A 16,556-nucleotide genomic window follows, 5' to 3' on the forward strand; every position below is an offset into this window, starting at 1 on the left:
CTAGCGCGGTGGTCCCACCTGACCCCATGCCGAACTCAGAAGTGAAACGCCGTAGCGCCGATGGTAGTGTGGGGTCTCCCCATGCGAGAGTAGGGAACTGCCAGGCATCAATTAAAACAAAAGGCCTCGTCGAAAGACGGGGCCTTTTGTTTTGTACCGATCTCAGATCGTTGATATACAGGCAATAAAAAAGCCACCTGCACAGGTGGCTTTCACTAAAACAGTCTGACTGACTAATGGATAACCTGCGACAGGAACGCACGAGTACGTTCTGATTTCGGGTTCGCGAAGAATTCTTCTGGTGGTGCCTGCTCCACGATTTCACCGCGATCCATAAAGATCACCCGGTCAGCAACAGTACGGGCAAATCCCATTTCATGCGTTACACACAACATTGTCATGCCTGACTGAGCCAGTCCGATCATGGTATCCAGTACCTCTTTTACCATCTCCGGATCCAGTGCAGAAGTAGGTTCATCGAACAACATAATCTTCGGCTTCATGCAAAGCGAACGGGCAATAGCCACACGCTGCTGCTGCCCACCGGAAATTTGCCCCGGGAACTTATGCGCATGCTCGGCAATACGCACACGTTCCAGGTAGTGCATTGCCAGCGCTTCAGCTTCTTTCTTCGGCATCTTACGCACCCAAACAGGTGCCAGCGTACAGTTTTGCAGTACCGTAAGATGAGGGAATAAATTGAAATGCTGGAACACCATACCGACTTCCTGACGGATCTTCTCAATATTGCGGATATCTTCGTTCAGCTCGATCCCATCTACGACAATCCGTCCTTGTTGATGTTCTTCAAGATGATTAATACATCGGATGGTTGTCGATTTTCCTGAGCCGGAAGGGCCGCAAAGCACAATGCGCTCGCCCTGTTTCACATTCAGATTGATATCTCTCAGGACGTGGAATTGCCCATACCATTTGTTCACATTCTCGAGCGTAATCATCGCGTCGCCAGATTGCATAATTGTATTACTCATGGGGATCCTCAGTGCGGTGTACGCCCGGTGTTAAAGCGCTTCTCCAGATGCTGGCTATAGCGCGACATGCTAAAACAAAAAATCCAGTAAACTAACGCTGCAAAGACATAACCTTCAGTCGACATACCAAGCCATGCGGGATCCACTGTGGCCTGCTGTACGCTACTGAACAGATCAAACAGACCGATGATGATCACCAGACTGGTATCTTTGAACAGTGCAATAATGGTATTCACCAGTCCCGGGATCACCAGCTTCAAGGCCTGCGGTAAAATCACTAAGCCCTGCGTTTTCCAGTAACCCAGCGCCAGTGATTCTGCCGCTTCGTATTGCCCCTTCGGCAGTGCCTGCAAACCGCCACGGACCACTTCAGCCACGTAAGCCGACTGGAACAGGATCACCCCGACCAGCGCACGAATCAGCTTATCTATACTCGTCCCTTCAGACATAAACAGCGGCAGCATGACGGAGGACATAAACAGAACAGTGATCAGCGGAACACCGCGCCAAAACTCAATAAAGACGACGGACAGCACTCGCACAACGGGCATCTTCGAACGACGACCCAACGCCAGCAAAATGCCGAGTGGTAATGCGCCGGCAATCCCCACTGACGCAATAATCAGCGTCAGGGTTAAACCGCCCCACTGACGGGTCTCAACACGATCCAACCCAAGAAACCCGCCAAACATCAGCCACCAGACCACAATCGGATAGACGATGGCCCAACAGGCGATATAGCGGCCACGGCGCGGCAACGCTTTCCAGAACATGGGGGCAATAGAGAGCAGACCCACAAGCAACGCCAGGTTAATACGCCAGCGCTGATCGTGAGGATAAAGACCATACATAAACTGGCCAAAACGCTCATGAATAAACACCCAACAGGCTCCCGCTTTCGTGCAATCCGCACGGGTGGAACCCACCCAGTTTGCCTGAAATAGTGTCCATTCCAGCAAAGGCGGGATCAATTCCCACATCAACCACAGACAAAAAAGCGTCAGCAGAGCGTTAGACCAACTGGAAAAGAGATTTTTCCGCACCCATAACACAATACCGCTACTGCCTGCCGGTGTCGGGCGCGTAGCAGGAGACAGAATAGCTTTTGTCATCTTCGTTCCTTAGCGCTCAATCAGTGCAATGCGACGGTTATAGATGTTCATCAGCAGGGAAATCGACAGGCTGATAAGCAGGTAAACAGACATCGTGATAGCAATTGTTTCAATGGCCTGCCCCGTCTGGTTTAGTACCGTACCGGCAAACAGCGACACCATATCCGGGTAGCCGATAGCAGCGGCCAGAGAGGAGTTTTTCGCAATATTCAGGTACTGGCTGGTCAGCGGGGGAATAATCACACGCAACGCTTGCGGAATAATGACCTGGCGCAGCGTCACCGGATTCGGCAACCCCAGCGAGCGAGCCGCTTCGTGTTGCCCATGAGGGACAGACTGGATGCCAGAGCGAATAATCTCGGCGATAAACGCAGAGGTATACACCGACAGCGCAATGGTCAGTGCCGCCAGTTCCGGGATCAGCACCATACCACCGCGGAAGTTAAATCCGCGCAGCTCCGGTATTTCCCAATGCAATGCAGCACCGAACACCCAATGTGCCAGCAGCGGCAGTCCAATGATTAACCCCAGCGCAGTCGGCCATGTTCTGCGTAATTGCCCGGTTTTAATCTGGTGTGCTTTATTAAAGCGGAACAGACCGACAGTGGCGATCAACGCAATCACAATGGCGACAATAAATGGCAGTACACCCTCGCCCATCTGGGGGGAAGGAATATACAACCCACGGTTGCTCAGAAAGACGAGATCCATTGCGCTGACTGCCTGGCGGGGGCCTGGCAAATTACGCAGCACCGCAAAGTACCAAAAGAAAATCTGCAATAGCGGCGGGATGTTGCGGAAAGTTTCGATATAAACCGTCGATAACTTACGCAGTAACCAGTTTTCTGAAAGACGCGCAAGGCCCAGGAAAAAGCCAAGGAAAGACGCGAAAACAATACACAATGCGGAGACCAGCAGCGTATTAAGCAGGCCAACAAGAAACACACGGCCATAGGTATCGCCCTGCTCATAATCGATAAGATGTTGAACAATACCAAAACCGGCGGCGCGGTCGAGGAAGGCAAAGCCGGAGGTGATCCCGCGATTATTCAGGTTAGTAACAGTGTTGTGTATCAAATAGATGGCAATAGCGACCACGGCCACAATCGCAATAATTTGAAACAGCCAGGCGCGAACCGCAGGGTTTGAAAGGGAAATAGCGCCTTTCACGGTTGGGCGGCGATGGGACATAGGGAAAACCTCAGTAACCATGACTCTGGGCTGGGCGTCACGCGGGGTGACGCCCGTTACAGCACTTACAAATTAGCGTACCGGCGGAGCGTACTGGATGCCGCCGTTGTTCCAGAGATTGTTCTGGCCACGTTTGATTTTCAGCGCGCTCTCAGAACCGACGTTACGTTCGAACACTTCAGAGTAGTTACCGACTTTCTTGATGATGTTATAAGCCCATTTATTATCCAGCTTCAGGTCCTTGCCGAAGTCGCCCTCTTTGCCCAGCAGGTGCGCCATATCCGGCGTGGCCGGGTTCGCCGCTTTCTCGTCGACGTTCTTCGAGTTGATGCCCATTTCTTCGGCATTCAGCATGGCGAACAGCGTCCAGCGGACGATGGAGAACCAGTCATCATCACCGCGGCGAACAACCGGACCCAAAGGCTCTTTCGAGATCACTTCCGGCAGTACGATCCACTCGGCAGGGTTGCTCAGTTTAATACGCAATGCATACAGCTGAGACTGGTCAGACGCCAGCGTATCGCAACGACCTGATTCCAGCGCTTTTGCCGATTCGTCGGAGCGGTCAAACGTGACCGGCGTATATTTCATATTGTTGGATTTGAAATAATCCGCCACGTTCAGCTCGGTGTCGGTGCCAGCCTGAATACAAACGGTTGCGCCATCAAGCTCTTTGGCGCTTTTCAGACCCGCTTTGTTATGCGTCAGAAAGCCGATACCGTCATAATAGGTGACGCCAGTAAAGGAAAGACCCATACCGCCGTCGCGTGAGGAAGTCCAGGTGGTGTTACGTGAGAGCATATCCACTTCGCCGGACTGCAACGCCGTAAAACGCTCTTTTGCGGTCAGCGGGGTGTATTTAACTTTTGTATCGTCACCGAATACGGCGGCGGCAACGCCGCGGCAAACGTCCACGTCGATACCGGTGAATTTACCGCTCGCATCCGCGTAGGAGAAGCCAGGCAGACCGTCGCTGATACCGCATTGTACAAAGCCTTTCTTTTTCACGGCATCCAGCGTTGTGCCCGCGTGCGCCTGGTTTGCAATGGCAAACAGCACGCTGGCGGCGGCCAGGCTGGCGATCATCATCTTTTTCATAATGCATCCTGTGTGGCGAAAATTTATCGTTATATAAGGCGTCCGGGAAACGCCTGAAACCTGTCTGTGGCTATGGCCATACTCTTTAAAGCAAAGGTAGTGCCAGTTTTGCGGACAGCACATTTGAGGGTGCTGAACACGCAATATTGAGAGTGTAGACAGTAAAAAATAAAACTTTTGCCCTGTGCTGGTGCAAAACTATAACCTGCGCCACAAAATGGAGCAAAAAAGGAACATCTGTTACCTGGAATTAACAGACAAGTTTCCAGGGTGAATATAAGCAAAATATTGAATGGCATCGCTTTGTGAAATGAATCACGTCCTGGCGCAAAGGAAATAAAAAAGAGGGGGTTTTACCGGCAGGATGAAAAGGATGTTTTCTTTTATTGCTTCTTTGTGAAGCCAAAAATTTACGCCTGAGGAAATCGTTGCACTGTTATAAAGCAAAAGCGCGGGGGCGCCGCGCTTTCGTGAGATCATTTGGTTAAGGCCACGATACCCAACGTCAGGCCTGCCAGTGCGGCTGCGCCACCGGCTATTGCCCCGGCGGTTTCCCAATTGTCCTGGGTGGTCCCTTTCATACAGGTATTGGTGTGTACCAGACGGCCTTGATCGTCGTAAACCGGTACACAAGGAGAATCGTGAGCGCAGCCAGCCAGAACAGTAGACAGCAACGCAATGGAAATGAATTTTTTCATGATGTTACCTCGAAATAATCACGATTCCCGGTATCGATAATAGCGATACCCGTCCAGAACCGATGCCATTATTTTACCATTGGCATAGTGGCTTGCTGTGTAGTAATAATCTCAAAGTATGTGCAGTGTAAACATCATGGAGGTAAAACCGGATAGTAGGAACAATCGTGCAGAAAAGATGAATCGTAAATAAACGATATATCCTTTAGTGGCATTAATGACAGTCTGGTGAGACATAAATCCCTTGTTACCGCGAGAATAATAAAAAAATATCCGCCCAGGTTAAATAACAACGCCACAGGCGTTTTTATTTAACCTGTTCATTTTCCTTCGTGAATATTTTCATCGGGATGTATGTAGGCTTCTGCGGTAATGGATTCAGCGCTCACAGGCTTCCCCAGTAAATAACCTTGCAGGGTATTACAGCCGAGTTCGGTGAGGAACGCGCGCTGCTCTTCCGTTTCCACCCCTTCGGCGACCACTTTCAGATTCAGCGTTTTTGCCAGCGCCACGATGGCAGAGACTATCGTGGCGTCATCGCCTTTACGACTGAGTTCACGTACAAATGCGCGATCGATTTTTAACTCACTGGCCGGCAGGCGTTTCAGATACAGCAGGCTGGAGTAACCAGTACCGAAATCATCAATAGACGCCTTCACACCCAATTCAGTCAGTTTTGTTAGCACCCGCACGCTCTCGTCCGGGTTGTTCATCGCAGTGGTTTCCGTCACTTCAAGGATCAGCTTGTCCGCTGGCACATCATGCTTCTTGAGCGTGGCAATAATGGTCTCGACCAGTGCGGATTGCTCAAACTGAAGCGTTGAGAGATTCACTGCAATTGACCATACCAGACGGCCCTGCTTGCGCCATTCGCTAAGCTGTCGGCAGGCTTCGTCTACCACCCAGTTGCCCAAGGGGACAATGAGCCCGGTTTTTTCGGCCAAAGGGAGAAACACATCCGGCGTCAGGCGACCCCTTTGTGGATGATCCCAGCGCAGGAGCGCCTCAAAACCAATCACCGGGCCTGAAGGGGCGTTGAATTTAGGTTGATACACCAGACGAAATTCCTGATGTTCCAGCGCAGACCATAAATCATTGAGCAAGTGGAGTTGCGTTTGCGCCAGCGCATTCATTGACGGCTGGAAAAAATGATAGCCATTACGCCCCATATGCTTAGTGTGGTACATCGCTGCATCGGCGTTGAACATCATCTCACGCTCATTCTTACCGTCATGCGGATACAGCGCGATGCCCACGCTTAGCGTGACCATGACATCATAGGGATCGATGTTGAACGGTTTATCAATAACGTGCACCAGGGAATTGGCAAGGGTGGCCGCTTCATCAGGCGCACTGACTTCGACCAGTAAGACAAATTCGTCGCCGCCGATTCGCGCCAGCGTATATTGTCCTTTTAGCTGTTGCGTCAGGCGGTCAGTCACTGCAATCAGAAGCTTATCGCCGACATCATGGCCCCAGGCGTCGTTGACGGTTTTAAAACCATCAAGATCCATAAACATCAGGGCAAAACAGGATCTTTCGCGGTTGGCTTTCGTAATGGCCTGCTCAAGGCGGTCTTCCAGTAATACGCGGTTAGGTAAACGGGTAAGCGTATCGTGCAGGGCCAGGCGCGCCAGTTCACGATTAGCTGCAGCCAGTGACGTCGCAAGCAACGACGTGCGGGCCTGCAGACGCGCATCGAACATCGACACCAGTAACGTAATGCCCAGCACCGAGAACGCCATCATACTGACCAGAATCGCCAGCCAGTTATTGCTAAAACCGCTATTCCCCATGATGTGCTGCTGGGGAAATTGCGCAGCTGTCATCCCGGTGTAATGCATTCCGGCAATCGCAATCCCCATCAGAATGGCGGCACCAAAGCGCATTAATGCCACTTGCGCGGCCTCATGGCGTAAACGGAAAGTGAGCCACAACGCGGCAAAAGATGCCGCCAGTGCAATCACTACCGACAAGGCGACCCAGTTCATATTCCAGACAATAGCCGGTGAGACCTGCAAGGCGGCCATCCCGGTATAATGCATCGCGACAATGCCAAGCCCCATCACAATAGAACCGGGGATCAGGCGCTGTAGATTGAGTCGTGGCGCGCTAACCAGCCAAAGCGCGAACAGTGAGGAGCCAATGGCAATGAACATGGATATAACGGTAAGCAGCGGTTCGTAGCGCATACTCATTGATATATCCATGGCCAGCATACCGATAAAATGCATCGCCCAGATGCCGATCCCCATTGCGATACCGCCGCCTGTTAACCAGATCCAGGCTGACGCACCCGTACTGGTGGAGACGCGACCGGCCATGTTCAATGCAGTATAAGAGGCCAGGATGGCGACGATAAAAGAAACAACAACCAGGATATAGTCGTATTGGCTAACCAGCATGATGTCATCAACTCATTCACTAAGGGCGTTACGCATTACTGCCGTCGTCGGGCGAAAAGGGCTGAGACATTGTCATCGTAAGGGATGGCTCAAAGCGATTTAAACCCCAGCGTTAGCCGGGGCGAAAGCGGTATTGTCGCGAGTTTCCACCACTTACAAGCTTTCGCAGTTCACCAGTTTGAGTGGGTTCACGGAGTTCATATTGCGGCACTTATCCATTTCGGTCGTCAGATATTCAATCCACTGCATGATTACGACATCCAGAATCAGGATCGACAGAGCGAAAGCTACCAGCCACCAATATTTGCGAATCATCCCGTGTTTCCCTATCTTGCAACCATTTGCTGAAAATATACATGAAACCACGACGGTGAAAAGACGAGGAAAGCGGGGTTTTGTGGGGTATTTCAGGCAATAAAAAAGGCGCTTCCCCATGCCGGTTAGCGCCTTTTTATCAATACAACTCACTGATTGAAAATCAGTTCATGCCGTATTTTTTCAGTTTTTTACGCAGCGTGCCGCGGTTGATGCCCATCATCAGCGCCGCGCGGGTCTGATTACCACGGGTGTATTGCATCACCATGTCCAACAGTGGCTGTTCTACTTCAGCCAGTACCAGCTCATACAGGTCATTAACATCCTGACCATTCAGTTGAGCAAAATAGTTCTTCAGTGCCTGTTTTACCGAATCACGGAGCGGTTTTTGGGTTACCTGATCCTGAGAGTTAACGGTAGAAACGGTCAGTACGTCAGAATTTACGCGTTGTTCGAACATAGTTCTGTCAGCTCTTTATTTCTGTTTACGCAAAATTTTCGAAGTATGCCTCCAACGCCTCCAGCTGTTCGCTGGCATTCTCAATGGCGTTGAATGTGCGCCGAAACTGGTCATTCGGAGCGTGCTCCTGGAGATACCAGGAGACGTGTTTACGCGCGATTCGGTAACCTTTTGCCTGACCATAAAAGTCATGCAGTTCCCGAACGTGCGCGCAAAGCAAGCGCTTAACCTCTGCCAAAGGCAGCGGGGCCAGCAGCTCCCCAGTGTCCAGATAATGCTGGATTTCCCGAAAGATCCAGGGTCTTCCCTGAGCTGCACGGCCTATCATCAGGGCATCCGCCCCCGTATAGTCGAGCACAGCTCTGGCTTTAAGCGGGTCAGTAATGTCGCCATTCGCGATAATCGGAATGGAAACTTTCTGCTTAACTGCCCGAATACTGTCGTATTCAGCTTCTCCATTGAACAAACAGGCGCGGGTGCGTCCATGAATGGTCAGAGCCTGGATACCACAATCTTCAGCCAGTTGGGCAATTTCTACGCAGTTACGGTGTTCCGGAGCCCAACCCGTGCGAATCTTCAGCGTAACGGGTACATCCACTGCATTCACCACCGCGGACAGGATCGACTTCACCAGATCCGGGTATTGCAGCAGGGCTGAACCTGCCAGCTTACGATTCACCTTTTTGGCCGGGCAACCCATATTGATATCAATAATCTGGGCGCCGCTTTCCACGTTAATACGTGCGGCTTCCGCCATTTCATCCGGGTCGCTACCTGCAATTTGCACGGTGCGAATACCGGGTTCATCAATGTGCACCATCCGCAATCGGGACTTGTCGCTTTCCCAAACCTGCGGGTTAGACGACATCATCTCGGATACGGTCAGACCGGCTCCCATCTCGTAGCACAACGTCCGGAATGGCCTGTCAGTAATGCCAGCCATCGGCGCTGCGATCAGGCGATTTCTGAGCTGGTGGTGTCCGATGCGCATGAGTTAAGAAATGACCATACTGTGACTGCAAGGCGGCGTATATTACGCATTTTTCGCACGAGATGAAAGGCCAAACTTTGAGCAATCCTCTGTTGTAGATCAAGGAATCGCCAGCAATGGCAGGGGTTCAAAATATTAAACCATATTTTTCATTAGGTTACTGGAAAGAGAAAAATTTTGTTAAGGAGATAAATTCACACAAGTAATCGTTTTTTACCGGGGAATAAGCAGGGGGATTGCTTTTATTTCGCGCAAAAAAGGCGGGTTTTGCGAACCTGCTCGCAATTTTTGACCTGACATTTTTTGGGATTATTCGACAACCCTGTGGCGTTTGAGGATGACTTGCGGTTGGGGAAAGGCGAAAAAGACGAAGCGACATGAAAACGTGGCCCGCAGGCCACGCTGAGAAGATTATTTTTTCTGACCGGTGATGCGGCACCACTCCTCTTTCTCCACCACCGGATCGAGGGTGAAGATGTCGGCATAGGCTTCACAGACACTATCTGCCTGGCTGGCAAGGATACCAGAAAGGCCCAGTAAACCGCCCTCAACGGGCAGCACGCTGATTAACGGTGCCAGTTCACGCAACGGGCCTGCCAAGATATTGGCGACCACGACGTCGGCCTGCATCGCTTCTGGCTGATCGTGTGGCAGATAGAGTTCCAGACGTTCTGATACCCCATTACGCTCTGCATTATCGCGGCTTGCCTGGATGGCCTGCGGATCGATATCAATACCGATCGCTTTAGCTGCGCCAAGCTTGAGGGCGGCGATCGCGAGGATCCCTGAGCCACAACCAAAGTCGATCACTGTCTTGCCTGCCAGATCCAGGCTATCGAGCCATTGCAGACAGAGTGACGTTGTTGGGTGGGTGCCCGTGCCAAAGGCCAGGCCCGGATCGAGCATCACATTAACCGCATTAGGGTCCGGGACATCGCGCCAGCTTGGGCAGATCCACAAACGCTCGCCAAAACGCATCGGGTGGAAGTTATCCATCCATTCGCGTTCCCAGTCTTTATCTTCCAGTTGCTCAATCTTGTGGACGAAACCTTCACCCAGTAGTGGGTGGCAAGCGAGTTGGGCGATAACGTCATTCATCTCGGTTTCGGCATCGAACAGGCCGATAACATCGGTATCGCCCCACAGGCGCGTTTCGCCCGGCAATGGCTCGAACACCGGCGTATCATGCGTGTCCTGGAAAGTAATGGAAACGGCACCCGCTTCCATCAGGGCATCGCTCAGCTCTTCGGCGTTAGCGCCGGTGGTGTTCAGTTTCAGTTGGATCCAGGGCATGTCTTAACTCTTTATTGATTAACAGAGATAGTCGGAGCCTGCGACGCCGGTTGACCAAAACGGTTCCCGACAACGAAAGCCAGCAAACTTAACAGTAACGAGGGCACAATCGGGTGGAAGCCCAGGTATTGAATATTAAAGGTGGCGAGCACGGCATACAGCACACCGCCGACAATCATCGCGCTGAGCGCGCCCACCGCGTTCGCGCGTTCCCAGTAAAGCCCCAGCACCAGCGGCCACAAGAACACGGCTTCCAGCCCGCCAAACGCCAGCAGGTTTAGCCAGATGATCATTTCCGGCGGCCGCCATGCCGCCAGCATCATCAGGATCCCAAGCACCAGGGTGGTGATCGTGGAGATGCGTTTCAGACGCTGCTCATGATGTATTTTAGTCGGCTGCGCGTTGAGCCAGAGATCTTTCACGATCGTTGCAGAAGCCTGTAACAGATGCGCATTCACGTTCGACATGATCGCCGCCATCGGTGCTGCGAGGAACAGACCCGCCGCCCATGGCGGCAGCACTTCAACCATCAACGTCGGGATCACGAGATCCGGTACCGACAGATGTGGCAGCACGGCACGGCCCAGTGCGCCCGCCAGATGCATACCGAGCATTAACAGTGCAATGACAACAGTGCCAATGACAATGCCGCGATGCACGGATTTACTGTCTTTATACGAGATGCAGCGTACAGCGGTATGTGGCAGGCCAATCACACCGAAACAGACCAGCACCCAGAATGAGGTCATAAATGCCGGCGTGAGAATATCCGATGCGCCATGCGGGCTGACCAGTTTGGGATCGATATGTTGCAGGGTGTCGACTGCATTATGCAGGCCTCCTGCGGCATGGATCACACCGACCAGCAGCACCAGAGTGCCGATCAGCATCACCATCCCTTGCATTGTGTCGTTCAAAACGCTGGCGCGGAAGCCGCCAAACGCGGTGTACAGTGCAATCGTAATGCCGAAGATCAGCAGCCCGGTTTCATATTTAATGCCGGCAGCGGTTTCCAGTAAACGCGCGCCGCCAATAAACTGCACCGCAATGGCGCCAACAAACGCCACCAACAGACTGACGCTGGCAATCCAGACCACCGCGCGGTTTTGGTAGCGCGCCATCAACATATCATTCAGGGTGATGGCGTTATAACGGCGCGCCAGTATGGCGAACTTCTTGCCAAGAATACCCAGCGACAACCAGATTGTCGGCACCTGGATCATCGCCAGCAGTACCCACCCCAGCCCGAATTTATAGGCAGCGCCTGGCCCGCCAATAAAAGAGCTGGCACTGACATAGGTGGCGGTCAACGTCATCGCCAGCACAAAGCCACCCATTGAACGGCTACCGAGGAAATACTCGCTCAGGAAGGTTCCACTGCTGCGCTGACGCATGGCGTAAAAAGAGAGGCCAAAAACCACAATTAAATAGATGACCAGTACGGCAATGATTTCATTCTGCATCGTTATCCTCCAGGGCGATATCGCGGAAGATAAAACGCACCATTCCCCAGCACAGCAAAATAAACACCAATGGCGTGAGCAGGCAGGCCAGCTCAAACCAGCGCGGCAGCCCGGTGAATCCCTGTACGGAATTGGGTATGTAAGCACATACTAACCAGGCGGCTAGATAAAGAAGGGTCAGCCACAGCGCCCAACGGGCTTCTTTGTGGGCCTGAACAAAACGCTTGTCCATTGTATTCCCTTGTGGATGAAGAAAGCGGGGATTGTACCCTATGGAAAAGATGAGGGGAGAGAAAAAGAAAAAAGGCCGGAAAATCCGGCCTCTTGCGCTGTTTACAGATTATTTTTCCTGCAAACCGAGTTTTTTCTCCAGGTAGTGGATATTGGTTCCACCGCGCTGGAAATTCTCGTCGCTCATAATACGCATCTGCAGATCAACGTTGGTTTTAATGCCGTCGATAATCAGCTCCTGCAACGCATTCTTCATACGTGCAATTGCCACTTCGCGGGTTTCACCAAAGCAAATCAGTTTGCCGATCATTGAATCGTAATACGGCGGGACAGTGTACCCGGCGTAAATGTGCGATTCCCAGCGTACACCAAAACCGCCCGGCGCGTGGAAACGCGTGATTTTACCCGGACTTGGCAGGAAGGTGTTCGGATCTTCGGCGTTGATACGGCACTCTACCGCATGGCCTTTAACCATCACGTCTTCCTGTTTGATGGACAGCGGCTGACCGGCGGCAATACGCAACTGCTCTTTGATCAGGTCAACGCCGGTGATCATTTCCGTTACCGGGTGTTCAACCTGAATACGGGTGTTCATCTCAATGAAGTAGAACTCACCGTTTTCGAACAGGAACTCGAACGTACCCGCTCCGCGATAACCGATTTCAACACAGGCTTTCGCACAGCGTTCACCGATAAAGCGACGCAGTTCCGGTGTAATGCCCGGTGCAGGTGCTTCTTCAACCACTTTCTGGTGACGACGCTGCATAGAGCAGTCGCGCTCAGCCAGATAGATAGCGTTGCCCTGGCCGTCGGCCAGTACCTGGATCTCGACGTGGCGAGGATTTTCCAGGTATTTCTCCATGTACACCATGTCGTTGTTGAAAGCGGCTTTCGCTTCCGCACGGGTCATGGCGATAGACTGCGCCAGATCGGCATCTTTACGCACAACGCGCATACCGCGACCGCCACCGCCGCCGGAGGCCTTGATGATTACCGGGTAACCAATGCGTTTCGCATGGGCGCGGTTCACCTCGGTGTCATCGCCCAGCGGGCCATCAGAGCCCGGTACACATGGTACGCCAGCTTGTTTCATCGCGTTAATTGCCGACACTTTGTCGCCCATCAGGCGGATGGTTTCTGCTTTCGGACCGATGAAGATAAAGCCGGAACGCTCAACCTGCTCAGCAAAGTTAGCGTTTTCGGAAAGGAAGCCATACCCCGGGTGAATCGCAGCCGCGCCGGTGATTTCGGCAGCGGAAATGATTGCCGGGATATTCAGATAACTTTTTACGGACGGCGCCGGACCGATACAGACTGTTTCGTCCGCCAGCAGTACGTGTTTTAAATCGCGATCCGCAGTGGAATGCACAGCGACAGTCTTGATGCCCAGTTCTTTACAGGCACGAAGAATACGCAGTGCAATCTCGCCGCGGTTGGCGATAACAATTTTATCCAGCATGTGCGCCTCGTTACTCGATGACGACCAGCGGCTCGTCAAATTCAACCGGTTGGCCACTTTCAACCAGAATGGCTTTCACCACGCCTGCTTTATCGGCTTCAATCTGGTTCATCATTTTCATCGCTTCAACGATGCACAGGGTGTCGCCCACGTTGACTTTCTGGCCAACTTCACAGAACGCTTTCGCGTCCGGGCTCGGGGTACGATAGAAAGTCCCGACCATCGGGGAACGTACGATGTGACCACTGATTTCTGTCGCTGCCGGTGCTTCCATTGCTGGAGCAGCTGTCGGTGCTACAGCGTTAGACAGTGCAGGTTGTTGCATCATCGGTGCGGCATAAGCCTGCTGCATCACCGGGAAACCTGCATTCGGCGCGCTACGGCTGATGCGTACTGACTCTTCGCCTTCAGAAATTTCCAGTTCAGAGATGCCTGATTCTTCAACCAGCTCGATCAGTTTTTTAATCTTACGAATATCCATGAGTGGGTTCCGTACTCTTGTTTAGTGTGATTGTGACAAGCGTTTTACCGCTGTCTGTAAAGCGTATGAATAACCATCCGCACCCAATCCGCAGATAACGCCAGCGGCGATATCAGACAGATAAGAGTGGTGGCGGAATGGCTCCCGCGCATACACATTGCTGAGGTGGATCTCGATAAACGGGATGCCCACCGCCAGCAATGCATCGCGGATAGCGACGCTGGTGTGCGTAAATGCGGCCGGATTGATCAGGATAGAGTCCACGGTATCTTTAGCCTGATGAATACGGTCGATAATTGCGTACTCCGCGTTAGACTGAAAATGCGTCAGTTCCACATCAAGTGCTGCTGCTTCTGTACTCAACTGCTTAACAATATCGTTCAGCGTTAGCGAGCCATACGTCTCCGGCTCACGGGCACCGAGCATGTTAAGGTTCGGTCCGTTCAAAAGCAAAATGTGGAACTTGTCAGCCATTATGCTGCTATCTCCTGCGATTCGCCGGTAAAAAACAAAATATACCTTCGATGCGCGATTGTCACCTTTTCAGAGGCTAAAAACCCCTGTCAGGAAAACCAAAGTCGCACATTATAACGATTTCGTAGCATTTGGCAGCTAAATACTGGTCTTATCAGGGAAGATTATCCATCACCGCCAGCAACATGGCTGTGAATGATAGAAGATCTGCGGGAAAGTGCACAGAATGAGACGTTAATGCCACCATTGGCGGAACTTCTTATAACGCCATGCTAATAGCGCCACGGCGATGATGGCATAGATCACGGGCTGCGGTGAGAGAATCTTCACTGACCAGAGATAGTGAATGGGGGCGAGGATCGCCACCAGATAGACGAAGTTATGCAATTGCTGCCAGCGTTTGCCCAATTTACGTTGCGCCCACTGCGTTGAGGTGACTGCCAGCGCCAGTAAAATGAGCCAGCTTATCGCGCCGAGCATTAAATAGGGCCGCGTGGTCAGCTCCTGACCCAATAACGTCAGATTGTTGATACCCAGTTCCAACAGGGTATAACTGGTCAGGTGCAGCGTCGCCCAGGCAAAGCACCATAATCCCAGCAGCCTGCGGGTGCGAATTAATAAAGGTTGTTTTGCATAACGCGCCAAGGGAGTGACCAGCAGCGTGGCTAACAGGAATTTTAGCGCCATTCGACCGGTAAAATGCTGAATATCTTTTGCCGGATCGGCGCTGAAATAGCCCTGGCTGGCAGCCCAAAACAGCCAGATAAAAGGCAATAACCCCGCCAGATGGAGGAGGACTTTAAGCCAGGTCACCTGTTTTGCCGTTAAACGCACTCAGAAATTCTCCCGTAAATCTAACCCACGATACAGCGAAGCTACCTCTTCAGCGTAGCCGTTAAAGAGTAACGTTGGCTGGCGTTTTACATCCAGCGCACCACCTGAACCAATAAAACGTTCGGTGGCCTGCGACCAGCGAGGGTGGTCAACATGCGGATTCACGTTGGCGAAAAAACCATACTCATCGGGTGCCGACAGGTTCCATGTCGTGGGCGGGCGCTGGCTGGTCAGTTTAATACTGACAATCGACTTGATGCCTTTAAAACCGTATTTCCACGGCACCGTCAGGCGAATAGGTGCACCATTTTGCGGCGGCAGCGCTTTACCGTAAACGCCAACGGTGAGGAGTGTTAGCGGATGCATGGCTTCATCTATACGTAATCCTTCGACGTAAGGATACGCCAGGCCGCCGCCAATAAAGCGATCCTTCTGCCCTGGCATCTCTTCTGGCGCGTAGCGCGTCTGGAAGGCAACGTATTTTGCCTTGCTGGTGGGTTCAACCTGCGCCAGCAGTTTATGGAGCGGGAAGCCAATCCACGGCACCACCATTGACCAGGCTTCCACGCAACGCATCCTGTAAATGCGCTCTTCCAGCGGGAAGCGCGACGTCAGCGCATCATGGTCAAGGGTTAATGGTTTCGCGACTTCGCCATCAATGGTTAATGTCCAGGGGTCGGTTTTCATCCCGCCAGCGTTGGCAGCGGGGTCGGCTTTGTCCAGACCAAATTCGTAGAAGTTGTTATAACCGGTGACCTTATCTTCCGGCGTCAGCGCCAACGTGGATTGCCAGGCGTCCGGTTTACTGAAATCAAGGGCTTTACCGGATGGGGCTTTCGGGCGGTCATGGCCTTTAAACCAGTCCAGTAAATCAGCATGGCCGCTGGCAGGAAGGGTTAGCGCTGTTGCGCCAATGCCCAACATCTTCAGTACCTGTCGGCGTTGTAACATAAAAACGGATTCGGCAGTTACGTCGGCTTCGGTCAGTTTTTTCTTCATGGCATCCTCCGCTACTTTCCTCTTAAGCATGGTGGAAACAATGCGTTAGTGCGAGTAGGA

Annotated in this window: 17 protein-coding genes and 1 rRNA gene; 1 reads left to right on the plus strand and 17 read right to left on the minus strand. The window is 52.2% G+C overall.

Annotated features, from left to right (window positions below):
- A 5S ribosomal RNA gene (gene rrf, locus ABGA49_RS11785) occupies positions 1 to 106 on the plus strand; the annotation flags it as partial.
- A gap of 127 nt (positions 107 to 233) precedes the next feature.
- Here the strand turns inward: rrf and ABGA49_RS11790 are convergent.
- From ABGA49_RS11790 to msrP, 17 genes are all read right to left on the minus strand, one after another.
- A complete protein-coding gene (locus ABGA49_RS11790) occupies positions 234 to 992 on the minus strand; it encodes an amino acid ABC transporter ATP-binding protein (RefSeq protein ID WP_061492946.1) in 759 nt (252 codons plus the stop codon).
- Between the two features lie 8 nt (positions 993 to 1,000).
- Positions 1,001 to 2,104, minus strand: coding sequence for an amino acid ABC transporter permease (locus tag ABGA49_RS11795; protein WP_061492947.1), 1,104 nt, complete (start codon positions 2,102 to 2,104; stop codon positions 1,001 to 1,003).
- A gap of 9 nt (positions 2,105 to 2,113) precedes the next feature.
- Positions 2,114 to 3,295, minus strand: a complete 1,182-nt coding sequence (locus ABGA49_RS11800) for an amino acid ABC transporter permease (RefSeq protein WP_347665596.1) — start codon at positions 3,293 to 3,295, stop codon at positions 2,114 to 2,116.
- A 72-nt stretch (positions 3,296 to 3,367) separates the two neighbouring features.
- Entirely contained in the window at positions 3,368 to 4,393 is a 1,026-nt protein-coding gene (locus tag ABGA49_RS11805) for an amino acid ABC transporter substrate-binding protein (RefSeq protein WP_061492949.1), read from the minus strand.
- Positions 4,394 to 4,869: 476 nt separating this feature from the next.
- Positions 4,870 to 5,091, minus strand: coding sequence for a hypothetical protein (locus ABGA49_RS11810; RefSeq protein ID WP_061492950.1), 222 nt, complete (start codon positions 5,089 to 5,091; stop codon positions 4,870 to 4,872).
- A 320-nt stretch (positions 5,092 to 5,411) separates the two neighbouring features.
- On the minus strand, positions 5,412 to 7,496 hold the full coding sequence (locus ABGA49_RS11815; protein ID WP_061492951.1) for a bifunctional diguanylate cyclase/phosphodiesterase: 2,085 nt from the start codon (positions 7,494 to 7,496) through the stop codon (positions 5,412 to 5,414).
- Positions 7,497 to 7,649: 153 nt separating this feature from the next.
- A complete protein-coding gene (locus ABGA49_RS11820) occupies positions 7,650 to 7,811 on the minus strand; it encodes a DUF2556 family protein (protein ID WP_071889848.1) in 162 nt (53 codons plus the stop codon).
- Positions 7,812 to 7,974: 163 nt separating this feature from the next.
- Positions 7,975 to 8,271 carry a DNA-binding transcriptional regulator Fis gene (gene fis, locus ABGA49_RS11825; RefSeq protein ID WP_000462905.1) on the minus strand — a complete coding sequence of 99 codons (297 nt, stop codon included), beginning with the start codon at positions 8,269 to 8,271 and terminating at the stop codon, positions 7,975 to 7,977.
- A 25-nt stretch (positions 8,272 to 8,296) separates the two neighbouring features.
- Positions 8,297 to 9,262, minus strand: a complete 966-nt coding sequence (gene dusB, locus ABGA49_RS11830; protein WP_088236610.1) for a tRNA dihydrouridine synthase DusB — start codon at positions 9,260 to 9,262, stop codon at positions 8,297 to 8,299.
- Between the two features lie 411 nt (positions 9,263 to 9,673).
- Entirely contained in the window at positions 9,674 to 10,555 is an 882-nt protein-coding gene (gene prmA, locus ABGA49_RS11835) for a 50S ribosomal protein L11 methyltransferase (protein ID WP_061492953.1), read from the minus strand.
- Between the two features lie 11 nt (positions 10,556 to 10,566).
- Positions 10,567 to 12,018 carry a sodium/pantothenate symporter gene (gene panF, locus ABGA49_RS11840; protein WP_061492954.1) on the minus strand — a complete coding sequence of 484 codons (1,452 nt, stop codon included), beginning with the start codon at positions 12,016 to 12,018 and terminating at the stop codon, positions 10,567 to 10,569.
- Positions 12,008 to 12,250 (minus strand): YhdT family protein, encoded by a 243-nt coding sequence (locus ABGA49_RS11845; RefSeq protein ID WP_347665597.1) that lies wholly within the window; start codon positions 12,248 to 12,250, stop codon positions 12,008 to 12,010. Before ABGA49_RS11845 ends, panF begins: the two co-directional genes overlap by 11 nt.
- Positions 12,251 to 12,358: 108 nt before the next feature.
- Positions 12,359 to 13,708, minus strand: a complete 1,350-nt coding sequence (accC, locus tag ABGA49_RS11850) for an acetyl-CoA carboxylase biotin carboxylase subunit (RefSeq protein WP_061492956.1) — start codon at positions 13,706 to 13,708, stop codon at positions 12,359 to 12,361.
- A gap of 10 nt (positions 13,709 to 13,718) precedes the next feature.
- Complete coding sequence (accB, locus tag ABGA49_RS11855; RefSeq protein ID WP_061492957.1) at positions 13,719 to 14,189, minus strand: acetyl-CoA carboxylase biotin carboxyl carrier protein; 471 nt, start codon at positions 14,187 to 14,189, stop codon at positions 13,719 to 13,721.
- 21 nt (positions 14,190 to 14,210) lie between these two features.
- A complete protein-coding gene (gene aroQ, locus ABGA49_RS11860; RefSeq protein ID WP_061492958.1) occupies positions 14,211 to 14,663 on the minus strand; it encodes a type II 3-dehydroquinate dehydratase in 453 nt (150 codons plus the stop codon).
- Positions 14,664 to 14,897: 234 nt separating this feature from the next.
- Positions 14,898 to 15,497, minus strand: coding sequence for a protein-methionine-sulfoxide reductase heme-binding subunit MsrQ (gene msrQ, locus ABGA49_RS11865; RefSeq protein WP_061492959.1), 600 nt, complete (start codon positions 15,495 to 15,497; stop codon positions 14,898 to 14,900).
- Positions 15,498 to 16,496: a protein-methionine-sulfoxide reductase catalytic subunit MsrP gene (gene msrP / locus ABGA49_RS11870; protein WP_134318630.1), complete on the minus strand. Its 999-nt coding sequence runs from the start codon at positions 16,494 to 16,496 to the stop codon at positions 15,498 to 15,500.
- Between the last annotated feature and the right edge of the window lie 60 nt (positions 16,497 to 16,556).

The organism is Kosakonia sp. WA-90 (genome assembly GCF_039871955.1).
Taxonomy (GTDB): Bacteria; Pseudomonadota; Gammaproteobacteria; order Enterobacterales; family Enterobacteriaceae; genus Kosakonia; species Kosakonia oryzendophytica.

Excerpts from the sequence above, each read along its gene's own strand:
- ABGA49_RS11795 (WP_061492947.1), bottom strand. The coding sequence starts at position 2,104 with ATGACAAAAGCTATTCTGTCTCCTGCTACGCGCCCGACACCGGCAGGC.
- accB (WP_061492957.1), bottom strand. The coding sequence starts at position 14,189 with ATGGATATTCGTAAGATTAAAAAACTGATCGAGCTGGTTGAAGAATCA.
- panF (WP_061492954.1), bottom strand. The coding sequence starts at position 12,018 with ATGCAGAATGAAATCATTGCCGTACTGGTCATCTATTTAATTGTGGTT.
- ABGA49_RS11800 (WP_347665596.1), bottom strand. The coding sequence starts at position 3,295 with ATGTCCCATCGCCGCCCAACCGTGAAAGGCGCTATTTCCCTTTCAAAC.
- ABGA49_RS11845 (WP_347665597.1), bottom strand. The coding sequence starts at position 12,250 with ATGGACAAGCGTTTTGTTCAGGCCCACAAAGAAGCCCGTTGGGCGCTG.
- msrP (WP_134318630.1), bottom strand. The coding sequence starts at position 16,496 with ATGAAGAAAAAACTGACCGAAGCCGACGTAACTGCCGAATCCGTTTTT.
- ABGA49_RS11815 (WP_061492951.1), bottom strand. The coding sequence starts at position 7,496 with ATGCTGGTTAGCCAATACGACTATATCCTGGTTGTTGTTTCTTTTATC.
- ABGA49_RS11805 (WP_061492949.1), bottom strand. The coding sequence starts at position 4,393 with ATGAAAAAGATGATGATCGCCAGCCTGGCCGCCGCCAGCGTGCTGTTT.
- dusB (WP_088236610.1), bottom strand. The coding sequence starts at position 9,262 with ATGCGCATCGGACACCACCAGCTCAGAAATCGCCTGATCGCAGCGCCG.
- accC (WP_061492956.1), bottom strand. The coding sequence starts at position 13,708 with ATGCTGGATAAAATTGTTATCGCCAACCGCGGCGAGATTGCACTGCGT.
- ABGA49_RS11810 (WP_061492950.1), bottom strand. The coding sequence starts at position 5,091 with ATGAAAAAATTCATTTCCATTGCGTTGCTGTCTACTGTTCTGGCTGGC.
- aroQ (WP_061492958.1), bottom strand. The coding sequence starts at position 14,663 with ATGGCTGACAAGTTCCACATTTTGCTTTTGAACGGACCGAACCTTAAC.
- prmA (WP_061492953.1), bottom strand. The coding sequence starts at position 10,555 with ATGCCCTGGATCCAACTGAAACTGAACACCACCGGCGCTAACGCCGAA.
- ABGA49_RS11790 (WP_061492946.1), bottom strand. The coding sequence starts at position 992 with ATGAGTAATACAATTATGCAATCTGGCGACGCGATGATTACGCTCGAG.
- fis (WP_000462905.1), bottom strand. The coding sequence starts at position 8,271 with ATGTTCGAACAACGCGTAAATTCTGACGTACTGACCGTTTCTACCGTT.
- ABGA49_RS11820 (WP_071889848.1), bottom strand. The coding sequence starts at position 7,811 with ATGATTCGCAAATATTGGTGGCTGGTAGCTTTCGCTCTGTCGATCCTG.